Raw genomic sequence first — 13,160 nt, 5'->3', positions numbered from 1 at the left:
TCTGCTACAACGGCAATGAATCGAGTTGTTGTCTGAGGGACGGCAGAATGGCGTCAGGTTGAAAACACAGAGAGAACCCGACGATGAAACCAGATTTGTTTACCGCAGTAATGAAAACCATCGGCAGCACGCAGGATGAGAACATCCGTACGGCCATTGACAGCGCACTGGACAGCCTTAACGAGAAAGCAAACCAGAACGCAGAAGCCACGATAAATAATGCGCTTGATGCGTTTAGCAAGGCCAAATCCGCGCACACGGAAAACATGCTGAAACTGAATGATATTGATGCGGCTATTACCCGCAGCGAGAAAGAGCGTCAGAACGCCCTGAATGAAAGTGCCGAAGCCGAACAGAACTGGCGTACCCGTTTTCGCGAACTGCGCGGCATGATGACCCCGGAACTGAAAGCCGAACACAGTCAGCGAGTGGCCGGTCGGGAGCTGGCGGAGGAATTCACCGCCATGATTGATGAGCTCAACGATGATAAAGCCAGTACCATGCTGGCCGCCTGTACATCAGGAAAAGAATACGTCAGCGCCCATTCAGAGGCGCTTTCTGCCCATGCCCGGAATGAGTGGTCGGCGGTCATGAAAGAGATTCCCCCGGCGCTGGTACGCGCTTTTGCGTTACGCCTGCGTGAACTCGAAATTAAGGGAGAAGAACACCCTCACAACGTTCTCATTCAAGAGTTGGGTGAGAATGTACTGGCGCAAAGCAGGTTCTACACATTCAACATGGCGCAGGAGCCGGTGATTTCACAAATTGGGCTTTACCGTCCGGCACTCACCGGCGTGGATATGAAACTCTACAAAAGCCCTGCTCTCAGAATGGCACGGGCTAAAGAGCTGGCACAGAAGAAAAAAACGCAGGGGGATAAGCCATGATGCGCTGCCCGTACTGCAAACAGGCAGCCCATGTCCGTACCAGCCGTTACCTGTCGGATAACGTCAAACAGAGCTACCTCCAGTGCGTGAATGTCTTTTGCTCCACGACCTTTCGCACCATCGAGTCTATTGACGAGGTGATACGCCCACCGGCAGAAGAAAAACCCGAACCGCCACAGACAGCACCAGAAACACCACCCCGAATTCTGGACTGCGCCCGCTCATCGCTGCGCCACTGATTCAGGAGAAAAGACAATGGCACGAGCACCACTGGAACAGGCCTTTGAAACCTGTCAGAAGAATAAATCGGACTGGATGAACAGCAAGTCAGCACTGGCGCGGGCTGAAATGGCGCTGAAAGAGCTGGAGCTGACCTGTACCCGTTATGAACCGGAGGCGGCACAGGCGCTGCGTGATGATGTTGACCTGAAAAAATGGGCGGTAAATCAGTCGGCCGGGCAGTACATCCGGTCACATGAGGTCGTGCAGCGTATCAGTATCCGTCGTCAGCTCCACGCCTTTATGCAGGTAAGCGGCGAGGCGCTGGCCGCCGCTCTGGCACCGGAATTAATGCATCTCTGCGAACAACCTGACATCGTCAGAGAACGGGCTCTCGACCGGGCGGCCGCCAGTGTTCGCGAGGCGCTGTCCGTTCATGTAACCCGCGGAGGAAATATTGATTATGCAGAGGAAGATCGCGACATTCTGACAACCATCGGTTTCCGGCCTGACAGAGCATCGAGAGACGACAACCGGGCAAAATATACACCTGAACAGAGTCAGATTTTCATGCGCAGACAGGCCGCGCAGACCCGCAAAAAATCCGCATAAAACGACCCGAAAATACCCGTCTTTTTAATAAAAATAGCCATGCATGCCTACGCTGCATGGCTTTGCATGCAAAACCCTGAATTTTCCACACCCCGCCGCACCAGCACTGGCGCGGCCTGAGTCCCTTCATGCACCTGCATTAAAAGCGCCCCAGGAAGCGGGCAGGCGTGGCGGGGAGAGCATTGCGCGCTAGCATTGAGATTAAATGTATATTAATTTAGACATCTCCTAAGGAATGTATAAACACTACTTTTTATATAACATCTATGAATCAAAGCCACATTTAAAGTGGCTTTAATATTTAACTTTAAATAAACATCGACTTACTCATCAACATTCTTATATAAACTATAGGCTTTAACTTTTATAGCCTCAATGGTTTTCATAATATTAGATTTTATTTGATTAATTTGGGATGCTGTAGCACCTTTTCCATTAAAAGCCTTAAAATCAATAACAAGCTCTGCAGTTTCTATTTTCTTTGTAGAGTATTCAGGAAACTCATACGATATCTTACACTCGGCATCGTATCCAATATCTTGCATTGTGTAGCTTGCTACAAGTTTAGATATTTTCAGATTTGCATGTAGACTTTTATTTCTGAAAAATATTGACTCGCCTAAAGTACCCTTAAGTTTAAATTCTTCAATATTCTTTTCTAACCATTTCAGATCAGCAGGAAAGTCAGTTGTATCATCAGGGTAGAAATCGACATCTATAATTTTTTGGAAAAAGAATTCATTTTGAACATGAGATTTTGAAATGTTCTCAAGAAACTGTATTCTTTTGGCGTTATTGAAATGATTAAACTGAATTTTTAGTATTTCAGAATCCTGCTTAATATGCCCTTCTGATTTTAAATGATCATTCAACCTTCTCAAGATTTTATCTGCAATTAATTTTGTTTCTTGAGATGTATGATTAAGAGAGATATTAACTTCGACATCATCATCTTTTTCACCATTTTTTTCTAACTCTATCCTTCCTGAGAAATACTGTTCTGCTTCATGCCAAGCACTCATGAGGTCAATACGCCTTATAGTGAAGTCTAAAGCGATGGAATCATCGTGTTCCTTTACATAAAAGTCAGAGATGTCAGTAATCTCGTAATTACAAAAAGGATCATCAATCAAATCAGATAAGTTAAATTCTTCACCTACGGCATCAATCAATGACTCTTCTGAGTCCCATTTCAAAGTCCTCATATTGATCTTCGTACTGTGTTCTTTAGTTTTAATCCGTTCTTGTAGGAAATTATATTCTGACGGACTGACAAGTGTTTTAATTAATAAAGGGACTGTATTACTCTTCTCATCACTGGAACAAAATACTCCCCTTCCGCGTAGGATAGACTTCACTTCACTTTTACTTATCTTTGATTGAGATAAGAGTGTTTTCAAATTGTCGCCACTTGGCAGAATCATAGAGTCCATTTTATCACCCTCTAAAATCAGCATTATAAGAGTCAATTTCTATATTTATATCTCTATCAAGAGACATTTTTATTCTATCTAAATCCTCTTTAGCATTAAGTTTATTGTAACTATTGAAAACAAATAATAAGTTTTTAGATATATCTGATACTAGATTTCGTGTGCATGATATTAAATGTTCCAAACTGTCTGCAGAAAACGGCTCAGATGAAACCATACATATAATTGGTTGCTCTTGACTCCCCCTAGTTATTACAAAAGGAATTATCGGGGAAGAAACATATTCCACGGGAAAAACCTTACCAAAATACCTCTTGGTATTGATAGTAAGATTTAGAGATGTTGGTGGGTAAAAAAAATTGACTTTATCTTCGCCAAATTTGTTTTTTATATAATGAATACTTTCAAATAAAAAGGCTGCTTTTTTATTGTCGACAACATGGATGGTTCTATATTTAATGTCATTACTAATTTGTGATGATTTAATCAAACTGATCACATCTTGTTTTTCTGGGTTAGTGTCATTATTAATATAAAATAAAACACCCGTATCATTTTTATTATATCCATTGTACCGCCCGGCAGATATAATCTGTTGATTTACATCTTTCTTTAGCTGAGATTTTGCATAACACTCAATAGCTGTGGCAATATCTTCAAAATGAGCTTTGAATGTTGAATTCACTTTAGCGTACGGGTTTGATGAATATTTTGATGATACAATTACATTCTCTATTGTTTTTGATTCCAATGGTGAGTCATATACGAATAATGCATCAATACCATGTGTGTTTTTTCCATGTTTTCGGGTGCGACAGTCAACATACTTATTTGTCGCATGATTTTCCCATCCGAATATGTTAAGGAAGTGAGACACAATATCCTCACCATAATCTCCCACTAGCTTAGAAAACTCACCCATGAAATCATCCTTTTAAGTTAAATAAAAAATTTGAGTACCATTGAAGCATTGAACGACGTTTTTCTATATATTGAGCATGATTATAAGTCCCTCGAATACAATTTTTATCTACATGAGCTAATTGCATTTCAATCCATTGGGACTCATACCCCTTTTCATGCAAAATAGTCGAAAGCGTGTGTCGGAAACCATGTCCTGTGAGCTTGCCAGAAAAGCCGATACGTTTGATTACCTGATTTATACTAGCTTCGCTCATAGGTTTGTTCGGATCGTTCCGCCCTGGAAAAACATAGCAATAGTTCCCTGTCATGATCTTTAGTTCATTGAGTAAATCTAACGCTTGAGTAGACAATGGCACAAGGTGTGCCCTACGCATTTTCATCCTTTCTGCTGGAATTTCCCAAATAGCGTTATCTAGATCAAATTCTGACCATAATGCCGCACGTAATTCGATGGTTCTTACACCTGTAATCATCAGTAATTTCGTAGCAATAAGGACAAGCCGACTTCCGGTGTAACCATCCAAAGCGCGCAGAAAATCGGGTATCTCATCAGCTTTTAGGAACGGGAAGTGATTTGATTGGTGTACATCGAGGGCACTAGAAAGATCCGCTGCTGGGTTAAACTCAGCCCTTCCTGTAGCAATGGCATAGCGAAAAACCTCTGAACATCGCTGCCGAACTTTGCGCATTTTTTCTAATGCACCGCGCTTTTCGATTTTACGTAGCACGTTAAGCAGTTCTAGCGGTTTGATTTCGCCTACTGCTCTCGTACCCACGTAAGGAAAAATATCGTTCTGAAACGCTTCCATGATGTCAGAGGCATATCCTTCCGACCATTTAGCAGACTTCATTTGGTGCCACTCTGTGGCTATCTTTTCAAACGCGCTCTCGGACTCCGTTTGCAAAGCAATTTTCTGCTCTTTTCTAACCTCACTCGGATTTTTTCCTTCCGCGACCAGTTTTCGGGCATCGTCACGACGGGAACGCGCATCGGCAAGAGTGATTGTTGGATAAACACCAAGCGAGATCATTTTGGGTTTACCGGCAAAACGATAACGGAACCGCCAGCTCTTGCTTCCATTAGGTTCTATAAGCAAAGACAGCCCTTGCCCATCTCCGAGTGTATAGGCTTTAGCTTCAGGCTTAGCGTGGCGAATCTGCATATCGTTTAAAGGCATGTGTATAGGAATCCGGACCGAACAGGAACATATACACAATCCTATACACATTCAGTACCGGATTCTACTGGATGGTTACGGACTACTATGGACTTATAAGAAGAAAAAACGTTATAAATCAGATGAGTTATGGACTAATACGGACGTTTGAGGAAGTTGAGATGGTGCCGATAATAGGAGTCGAACCTACGACCTTCGCATTACGAATGCGCTGCTCTACCAACTGAGCTATATCGGCCCTGATAAGGACATGCCCACGAATGTGAACACGGGGTAGAAGGTTAAAACTAACCGGGCGATGCGTCAATGGCCTTGCGAATCAAACGCCTATTTTTGCATCATCCGGATTCAATTACGCACGAATCGTGTCGTCACTGGCTTCCTTGTACGCGGCAAGGGAATTCTATAACCAGCGGCGAACACGCTGCTCATAGCGTTTCCATTCCAGCCCGAAATGTTTTCGCAGTTGTTCCTCTTCAAAATCAATATGCAATCTGGCAACCACTAGCATAAACAGCGGTGCAGCCAATATTCCAATCAGGCTACCGACGTAAAGAGCAAAAGCTAACTGGAGTCCACTCATTCCAAGATAGATTGGATTGCGGCTCCAGGCATAACATCCGCCAGTAACAAGTGTGGTGGATTTCTCTGCATGCAGTGGGTTTAGCGTCGTACGTTTCTTCCGCATCTGCCACGCGGTATGCAGTATCATCGCCAGACTGACGCTAGCCAACAATGCACTTATTACGATAGTCACCGCGCCAAATGTGAAACGCGGGATCGCCGTCAACGCATCCGCGATGAGGAATAATAATAGGATGAGTGGTGGTGGAAGCCAGACTCTTAATTTTGTCAGGAAAGGACGCATGGCTACGGGCTAACCTCAGTACCTGTTTGATTAACGCTGATATCACTATAAATACCCCGTTTAAGATACATAAACAAACGGTGCATACTTCACTGTAGGACTTTTTACTTAACCAGACAGACAGGCAGCGATGCAAAGACGCCAATACCAGAGGCGTCTGCCCCTGGTGTTCAGGAAAAAATCATGCTGCAGGTCATGTCAGCTCAGAGCACATACTCGTTTAAAGGTTTTACCCTTCATATGTAAAAACCGTGTCAAAAATGAATTACGTAGATAAAGGTGAATCTGACGCTGATTCAAACAAATCTACAGACTGCTGGTAATACCGGATAAAATCATTAAATGTCACTGGCGGTAGAAACTGATACCCCTGCAGATAGTCAACATTATTTTTTCCCAGCCATTGTTGCTGATAGTCATTTTCAACGCCCTCGGCCACCGTACGTAACCCCAGAAGTCCTGAAAGGTGAGTAATTGACTCGAGCATAGGGATATATTGATCAACCTCTTTAATTTCCTTAATGAAGCTTTTATCAATTTTGATTACATCCAGGTCTAACTCATTGAGATAGCAGAGATTAGCGTATCCAGTACCAAAATCATCCAAAGCAAACAACACACCTTTATTTCGTAACGAACGAATAAGTTCTTTGATTGCAGGAGTGATCGTGAACGTCTGGTTCTCTGTTATCTCTATCATCAATTTTATCGGCAGACCTTGCGTTATCTCCATAAAATTAAGGCATTCCCAATAGAATACGGGATTATTTAAACCTGACGGACTGACATTAAAAGAAACGAACAGAGTTTTATTAATGCTTGCGCCTCCAGAGACCAGATTGCGCGCAACAGCGGTCATTAAATAGCTAGTTAACTCATTGATTAAGCCAGTTTTTTCAGCCAATGGAATAAACTCTCGCTGAGAAATAGCATAGTTATGTCCCTGTGGCCAACGAGCCAAGACCTCAACACCACAAACATCGCCCCTGATATTCACGATGGGCTGAAAATAAGGAATGATCTCCTCATTCCTTATTGCCATACTCAGTCTACTAGTATCCGAAACATCATATGCGTCAGTGTAAACTGCATCCCCATTCACATTATTATTGATTATAGAGCTTTCATTTAATAAATTATTTCGGGTTAAAAAGATAACAGTTTCATTAAAATTGGAAAAGCCGAGGCGAGCAGTAATTTTATCCCGATATCGATACACTGACTTAATTGTTAGCGAATTAGCAATACAGAAATCATGCAGTTTTTCTTTTGTGAATGATGAATACAGCATTTCTTCTTCAAATTCAGTCAAGTTAAAAGTAAACATCGGTGAATCTTTATTGACTTCCACAACTTTGTTAGGTGCCAATAGACTCTCTTTTAATTGAGCGATCAACTGCTCCGACAATTCCCCCCCATTGATAAAGGAATATTCTTCATATCCCCGATTAACAGGCAGGGTTTCGCACATCCGCAGAACAATACAGTGTATGTTGATGAACTGTGTACTGTTTCTCTGAAGCCATTTTTTGACCAATAATAATGGCAACCGGTTATCGATCACCAGCAAGCAGGACGGATATTGCGACATAACTGACTGCGTGCCAGAAATAAATGTCCGTGCATCGATCAATACCAGATTTGGTAACCATGCTTTTATTCCTGAAAAAAGGAAAGTATCATAACTGAGCAGAAAAATTTTTTTCGTATTCATAGTTATCACCAACTTAAATTTATGGCATAGCAGGTCCCTCGCTCTATTCACGAGAGAATATACAACACCTTCGACCTCCAATAATCATAAGGCGATTCGTGATATAACTTTATCCATAAGCCATATCACGTAAATTCAGAATTTATAATCACAGTTATCCATATGAGTATTCTCATCACACCGTAAGTTCCATTTAAAAATTGAAAAAGAAAAATCTCCATTTCTTAATCAGTACAAATCCCTTTACTCACTTTCACTTCATTACAAAACAAAAAACTATAAATACAAAATTTACAAAACATATAACTACAGTGACCAACAGAATAACATACTACCGTAGTTTATACTGACCGGCAAACTAAGAGAGGATGTCGTAGATCTTGTATTCATAAACATTTCCGGCAATATGCACGACATATTGTTTCATCGACTCTAAATTTATTGCTACATTTTCTATAGCGAGTGACAGTATAGGTTCAATATATAATCAGGGCATATTGGTTCAGACCCAACACCCTTAATGATTAAGCTTTAAGCAACCCTGACCCACGGGTAGGTATTTCTGCAACGCTACGATAAATTTCCGGTTTTTTGTTTTCAACTCACTACTATGCCAGGTTTCCCCCGGTAACACATAACGCATGGTGGCTTCATCATCAGTTGAGTGACACCCCTGGTGTACGATAATTTTGAAAAAAGTATTCCCTGTGTTTTTCAACGTCCCGTTTATCTCATCAATGGTGTAGGCCAGGTTCATTTTCCTCGGACGAACGACCAATATGGTATCCATAGCGATCACCGGGAGAGCCTGTCCGCCTTTCCCTTGATTACGCTCGGTAAACAGCGTTATCGGCATTTCACGAAACAGTATTCGGTAATAGCGTTCTTTATCATCCTGCGGGCCACGATAGAAAATCTTAAAAAACTCACTTGCCTGCGGTGCCAGTGAAAAACGGAGCGGAGTAAACAAAAGTTCGCCTTCGGCAATAGCACTTCTGTTTTCACCTCCCGGTCCCGGTTTATCTATTTTAACTGCGCTAATACTGTACACGTTCTGTTTCTGGCTATCGTTATAGATTCGTTTACTGATAAATGATTTATCCGATGGCATCTCATAAATAGTCGACTCCAGATAGACGGCCTGTGCGGAGCATGCAGTCAGCCCAAAAAGAAAGACAAATGCCCATCTAAGTGCCAAATGGCAGCGATTCATGGCGTGACTCCCACCCAATTCGCCGTCACTTTGATCTCTCCGCTGGCACTGACAATACCTTCCCAATCCGCCCCAGAAACGGTCAACATCGAACGCGAATCATTCATTGGGAAAAGCAATTTCAAATCAGTCGCAAAATAGCTTCCATCATCTGTATTATTTGCGTCCCAGGGCGTCTGTTGCCATTGCGCATCTCTCATGCTGATTGCCGCTTCACTGCAGCTATTTCGTTTTTGCACCACGCCCCCCGACTCACTGTTGTATTGCAGAAAGGCGGGAATTGGGACGGACAGCCCGCCTTGCGCAGACGTAAACAGGCAGTAAGGCACATTGTTTATCGTCGTACTTTCCCCAATAACTTGTGCGGTAATGCTATCAGCCTGACGAGGCCCCGAGACCGTCACGGTGTAATCCATTTCAATCGGAGCGGTCTCGCCAATTGTGCCGCTGCCGCTTGCCGAGGTGCTGTTATCCGATGAGATAATACTGATCCCATATTCCTTTGGCACAATATTGAGCTGTAGCGAAGGAGTAAACTGGTAATACCCCGACTCTGGCGTCACGCTATTTGTAAAAGCAAATGTAAATGGTTGGCTGTTGGTGATACTGACGCCACTGTCCACCATATTTTTCAGGAATGTTTTCGACAAAAAGACATAGACATACTCGCCACCATTACTAAAAACATTATAATAAATCGACGTCGAGCTAAAATTAGTCCAGGATTGACCATCACCAGAATATTTAATTGTGGCAGCTGCCGGTGTAAAACCAAGCAAACCGCTATCCGCATACATACGAATACGTAGTGAAGCCGTCAGGTTGCTGGTTTGATTTAAATTGTATGAAATCATCTTACAGATAACGCCATCTTCACGACTGACCACACCCAGCTCACAATAACCACTGTCTTTAGTGATGCTCGGCGTACCATCACTGGCAACCCATAACTCCTGAAATGCATTGGTAGAAACCAAAGACAAATGACCTATTTTATTTAATGTATAAGGTCTGATGTACCAATTACCGCTGCTCTGGTCTTTACAACGCTGTCCAGCCGCATAATCATAGTCAATCGTGGTTCGACAAAAATTAAGGTTATATGTCTCTGCGCTTCCGACCGACATATTGCGGAAGTATTCATACGCCGAGTCTGTCAGCGATGCAAAACCATAGTATCCACCGGCGATCCCGGATCCGGTTGCTTTAGTGTGATAAAAACCAAATTGATCGGTTAGCTCGGCAGCAATGTAGCCAGATGCAGGGCAATTAGCACCAGTGGTACAACGAATCCCCCGAAATGGTTCACTGATTGGCGAATTATCAATCCACATATCCTTGTAATATGTGGTATTGGCCACCCAGCCAACGATACCTATGTATCCCAGGCTATCCTGGTCGTTTCCATATTTTACCCAGGTGTTCGACCCACTAATTCGAGGATCGAGGGAGGACGGGGTAATAAAGTATTCGTTATCAACATTGTTTTCTATAAACAAATAATTGTTATTGACTGCTGCCTGAGTGGATGCCGAGAGCGCCCAGGCAGATGGGGATAACACGGCAAAGGCACACCCAAAAATAAGAGATAGAGATTTATTCATTATTAATACCTTATCGTTGTGCCATCGTGGTTTGCGTTGCACATTTCACATCGCCAACCCACGCCGCGCCGCGTGCTTTTTCCAGATCCAGATCGGCTTCACATACCCCGCCATTGGCAGAAATTAACGTAATAACCGGATACTTTTTATCAATATCGATAGCAAACTCACCTTTTGCATCCGTACGTGTTTTACCGATGTGGTTATGAATATCGGTATTTGCAGCCAACTGTCCATCGGGATAACGAATGCGACCGAATACGGTGACCATGCTTTTCACTTCAGGGTTGATAACGCCAACGTTGCCCGGATAAAGCGTCAGTTCCTGTTTGCGCCCTGAAACAATATCGAAGCTGTCTTCAGAATTTTTATCATTAAGGATCTCCAGCTTGTACTGAGCATAAGGCGGCAACGCAATAAAATTTGATTTACCGCTGAGAAGATAATTGCGGTTATTAATCTTCGCAGCCAGTTTCCCCTCGCCGGTCAAATCTGTTTTTACGATAACGCCAGAACGCTGTCTCTCTTTACTCAGACCGAAGTCTTTACCTGCCCATGCCAGAGAACCTTGGGAAGAGAAGTTCATATTGGTGGAGTTGTCAGCAGAACGTGTTACCGATACGGTGCCAGCGTTATATTTCGTGTCATAACTTAGATTGCCGTTTACCGAATAATTATTGTCGTAATACTGTTCACCACTCAGACGCGTTGATGCCGATAATCCGACCGATTTAATCGGCCCTTCAGCATACTGTTTTCGTGCACTGAGATTACCCTGGGTGCTGCCATAGCGATCTCGGGAGACGCCCATGCTCAACCAGGTCGCCAACGGCAACGATAAGTCCAGGCTGACATAACGTTCCTGTCGCCCATCGTCATTTCGGTTGTTGTAGTAATAACGCTGAATTCCTGCACGTAACCCAATCGTGGCATACCTTCCCGAATAGAGAGTCGTGTTGTAATCCAGATTACGGTATTTATTGCCTGAGTAACGATTCTCCGTCTGACTAACGGTGAGTGAACCACCATGAGGAATAAACTTTCCGAGGTTAAGAGTTCCGCCAATGGAATAGTTATCACGCTCCTGCATAGGCAAGCGATCGCCAATTTTACTGTCTTCGCGAGATGCCCAAAGGGAACCATATCCCTCAGGGACATTGAGATTAATGTTACTGATGTTTCGCCATGATGAATCGTTCGCTACCAACATCTGATTGCCAATACTGACGTATTCATTCACATTCAGCGTGACATCCGTTTCATTAACCGCATTGTTGTCAAAACCGTAGATCGTTGATTTCAGGCCCAGCCCCGACAATATCGTCAGCGTCACCGATGCCGCCCCCCCGGCAATCCAGGTCTGCTCATTACCCAAATCCTGATAGTGGTTACGCTTATAGCTCACCCGATCATAATCCAGCGAACCACCAAAAAACTGCCATGAGAGCTGATGAATGCCGGCAGCTTGTTGGCGAGCAAAGATCTTATTAACCCGGCTGACACGACTATTAATTGTCCGCCCATTGACCACGATATCTACCGTGACGTCGTAAACACCATACGGAAAGCGACTGGTATCAATTTCATAGCTGCCCATATTAAAGTTCTGCACGCTGAGCAAACGTCCATCGCGGAAGACATGAACCTCACCAGCGGCTGGCAAAAATACGGTAATCGGCGTGAGTGAAAGTGCGGTATTCTCAACAACCGTACTTCCTTTGTTCCCGTAGCTCACACCGTAAATTTTCCCACCATTCAGCGCATTCAGGCTGGCAATAGACTGGACATTCCATGTATCAAGCATCCCCAGCGCCAGTCGATACCCTTCATAATCGCGCTCATACATCGCACGATAAAGTTTACTGGTACCATTGCTGTCACCGATGCCGTAAAACGAACCGTTAACATTAATGTGGTGCTCCCGCAGCGATGTTGTATTGTCCATCGTCAGATAGCTGCGGGTACTGCTGCCATTTCGGTAATCGTTGTAGTAGGTACCAAAGTTGTAGTTCAGGACGTTAGACAGAGTTTCAACGCTGGAAGGTCCAAGCAAGCTACTACGCGCGACAATCGCTTCAGTTAACGCATCTTTGCTGACAATCATCTCCAGGTGAAATGATGAGACATTAAGTTGCAGTCGAGCATCATCTGACAGTTCAATATTCGTATTATCGTGAAACTTTACATCACGGATTTTTTCCACTAACGCGCGGGTTTTCTCGGATAACACAGCATTATTGGGCAATTCAGCAAGAGTCAGTGCTTTAACTGTAATATTGCCATCAACAAGCGAAATCACCGCATCGGCAATTTTTTGCTGACTTTTCTCATCAGTCTCGTTGTAACGTATATATACCGGCACCGTCATTCCCTGCTCCAGTGAACGGGCGAAAGCGCTGGGAATAACGTAATTACCCACTTTTACTGGGGCTGCATGTGAAGTTCCTGGTGTCAGCGCAAGAAAAAGACAAATGCTACCGCCAACAATATATGTTGTTGTCATATGCA

General features: G+C 43.5%; 11 protein-coding genes and 1 tRNA gene. 3 read left to right on the top strand and 9 right to left on the bottom strand.

Annotated features, from left to right (window positions below; all coding sequences use genetic code 11):
* The first annotated feature begins 83 nt into the window (after positions 1-83).
* Genes sid through OGX86_RS02005 form a run of 3 tightly spaced genes read left to right on the top strand, consistent with a single transcriptional unit; the run spans position 84 to position 1,718 of the window.
* The gene (sid, locus tag OGX86_RS02015; protein ID WP_286639180.1) at positions 84-887 is read left to right on the top strand and encodes a capsid size-determining scaffold Sid; all 804 of its coding nucleotides are present in this window, start codon (positions 84-86) and stop codon (positions 885-887) included.
* Entirely contained in the window at positions 884-1,126 is a 243-nt protein-coding gene (locus tag OGX86_RS02010; protein WP_181595824.1) for an ogr/Delta-like zinc finger family protein, read from the top strand. The genes sid and OGX86_RS02010 overlap by 4 nt, the downstream gene beginning before the upstream one ends.
* A gap of 16 nt (positions 1,127-1,142) precedes the next feature.
* The gene (locus OGX86_RS02005) at positions 1,143-1,718 is read left to right on the top strand and encodes a phage polarity suppression protein (RefSeq protein WP_286639174.1); all 576 of its coding nucleotides are present in this window, start codon (positions 1,143-1,145) and stop codon (positions 1,716-1,718) included.
* A gap of 323 nt (positions 1,719-2,041) precedes the next feature.
* On the opposite strand, the gene gapS4b is transcribed toward OGX86_RS02005, so the two are convergent.
* The 9 genes from gapS4b to OGX86_RS01960 all read right to left on the bottom strand — a co-directional run bounded on the left by gapS4b (position 2,042) and on the right by OGX86_RS01960 (position 13,155).
* Positions 2,042-3,175, bottom strand: coding sequence for a GapS4b family protein (gene gapS4b / locus OGX86_RS02000; RefSeq protein ID WP_286539747.1), 1,134 nt, complete (start codon positions 3,173-3,175; stop codon positions 2,042-2,044).
* The gene (gene gapS4a / locus OGX86_RS01995) at positions 3,156-4,073 is read right to left on the bottom strand and encodes a GapS4a family protein (RefSeq protein WP_286639171.1); all 918 of its coding nucleotides are present in this window, start codon (positions 4,071-4,073) and stop codon (positions 3,156-3,158) included. Before gapS4a ends, gapS4b begins: the two co-directional genes overlap by 20 nt.
* Before the next feature lie 4 nt (positions 4,074-4,077).
* Entirely contained in the window at positions 4,078-5,253 is a 1,176-nt protein-coding gene (locus OGX86_RS01990; protein WP_286539752.1) for a tyrosine-type recombinase/integrase, read from the bottom strand.
* 162 nt (positions 5,254-5,415) lie between these two features.
* Positions 5,416-5,491, bottom strand: a tRNA-Thr gene (locus OGX86_RS01985).
* A 165-nt stretch (positions 5,492-5,656) separates the two neighbouring features.
* Positions 5,657-6,121: a methyltransferase family protein gene (locus OGX86_RS01980; protein ID WP_048214862.1), complete on the bottom strand. Its 465-nt coding sequence runs from the start codon at positions 6,119-6,121 to the stop codon at positions 5,657-5,659.
* 265 nt (positions 6,122-6,386) lie between these two features.
* Positions 6,387-7,835, bottom strand: a complete 1,449-nt coding sequence (locus tag OGX86_RS01975; protein ID WP_168978581.1) for an EAL domain-containing protein — start codon at positions 7,833-7,835, stop codon at positions 6,387-6,389.
* A 517-nt stretch (positions 7,836-8,352) separates the two neighbouring features.
* Positions 8,353-9,048 (bottom strand): fimbrial biogenesis chaperone, encoded by a 696-nt coding sequence (locus OGX86_RS01970; protein WP_128317737.1) that lies wholly within the window; start codon positions 9,046-9,048, stop codon positions 8,353-8,355.
* Positions 9,045-10,652, bottom strand: a complete 1,608-nt coding sequence (locus OGX86_RS01965; RefSeq protein ID WP_168978582.1) for a fimbrial adhesin EcpD family protein — start codon at positions 10,650-10,652, stop codon at positions 9,045-9,047. The genes OGX86_RS01970 and OGX86_RS01965 overlap by 4 nt, the downstream gene beginning before the upstream one ends.
* Positions 10,653-10,662: 10 nt before the next feature.
* Complete coding sequence (locus tag OGX86_RS01960) at positions 10,663-13,155, bottom strand: CS1-pili formation C-terminal domain-containing protein (protein ID WP_048226427.1); 2,493 nt, start codon at positions 13,153-13,155, stop codon at positions 10,663-10,665.
* Positions 13,156-13,160: the final 5 nt, after the last annotated feature.

It is taken from the genome of Citrobacter sp. Cpo040 (genome assembly GCF_030332915.1).
GTDB lineage: Bacteria > Pseudomonadota > Gammaproteobacteria > Enterobacterales > Enterobacteriaceae > Citrobacter > Citrobacter portucalensis.
The sequence above is the reverse complement of the archived record's forward strand: the minus strand, read 5'-3'. Positions and strand labels throughout refer to the sequence as shown.

Excerpts from the sequence above, each read along its gene's own strand:
- sid (WP_286639180.1), top strand. The coding sequence starts at position 84 with ATGAAACCAGATTTGTTTACCGCAGTAATGAAAACCATCGGCAGCACG.
- OGX86_RS02010 (WP_181595824.1), top strand. The coding sequence starts at position 884 with ATGATGCGCTGCCCGTACTGCAAACAGGCAGCCCATGTCCGTACCAGC.
- OGX86_RS02005 (WP_286639174.1), top strand. The coding sequence starts at position 1,143 with ATGGCACGAGCACCACTGGAACAGGCCTTTGAAACCTGTCAGAAGAAT.
- gapS4b (WP_286539747.1), bottom strand. The coding sequence starts at position 3,175 with ATGCTGATTTTAGAGGGTGATAAAATGGACTCTATGATTCTGCCAAGT.
- gapS4a (WP_286639171.1), bottom strand. The coding sequence starts at position 4,073 with ATGGGTGAGTTTTCTAAGCTAGTGGGAGATTATGGTGAGGATATTGTG.
- OGX86_RS01990 (WP_286539752.1), bottom strand. The coding sequence starts at position 5,253 with ATGCCTTTAAACGATATGCAGATTCGCCACGCTAAGCCTGAAGCTAAA.
- OGX86_RS01980 (WP_048214862.1), bottom strand. The coding sequence starts at position 6,121 with ATGCGTCCTTTCCTGACAAAATTAAGAGTCTGGCTTCCACCACCACTC.
- OGX86_RS01975 (WP_168978581.1), bottom strand. The coding sequence starts at position 7,835 with ATGAATACGAAAAAAATTTTTCTGCTCAGTTATGATACTTTCCTTTTT.
- OGX86_RS01970 (WP_128317737.1), bottom strand. The coding sequence starts at position 9,048 with ATGAATCGCTGCCATTTGGCACTTAGATGGGCATTTGTCTTTCTTTTT.
- OGX86_RS01965 (WP_168978582.1), bottom strand. The coding sequence starts at position 10,652 with ATGAATAAATCTCTATCTCTTATTTTTGGGTGTGCCTTTGCCGTGTTA.
- OGX86_RS01960 (WP_048226427.1), bottom strand. The coding sequence starts at position 13,155 with ATGACAACAACATATATTGTTGGCGGTAGCATTTGTCTTTTTCTTGCG.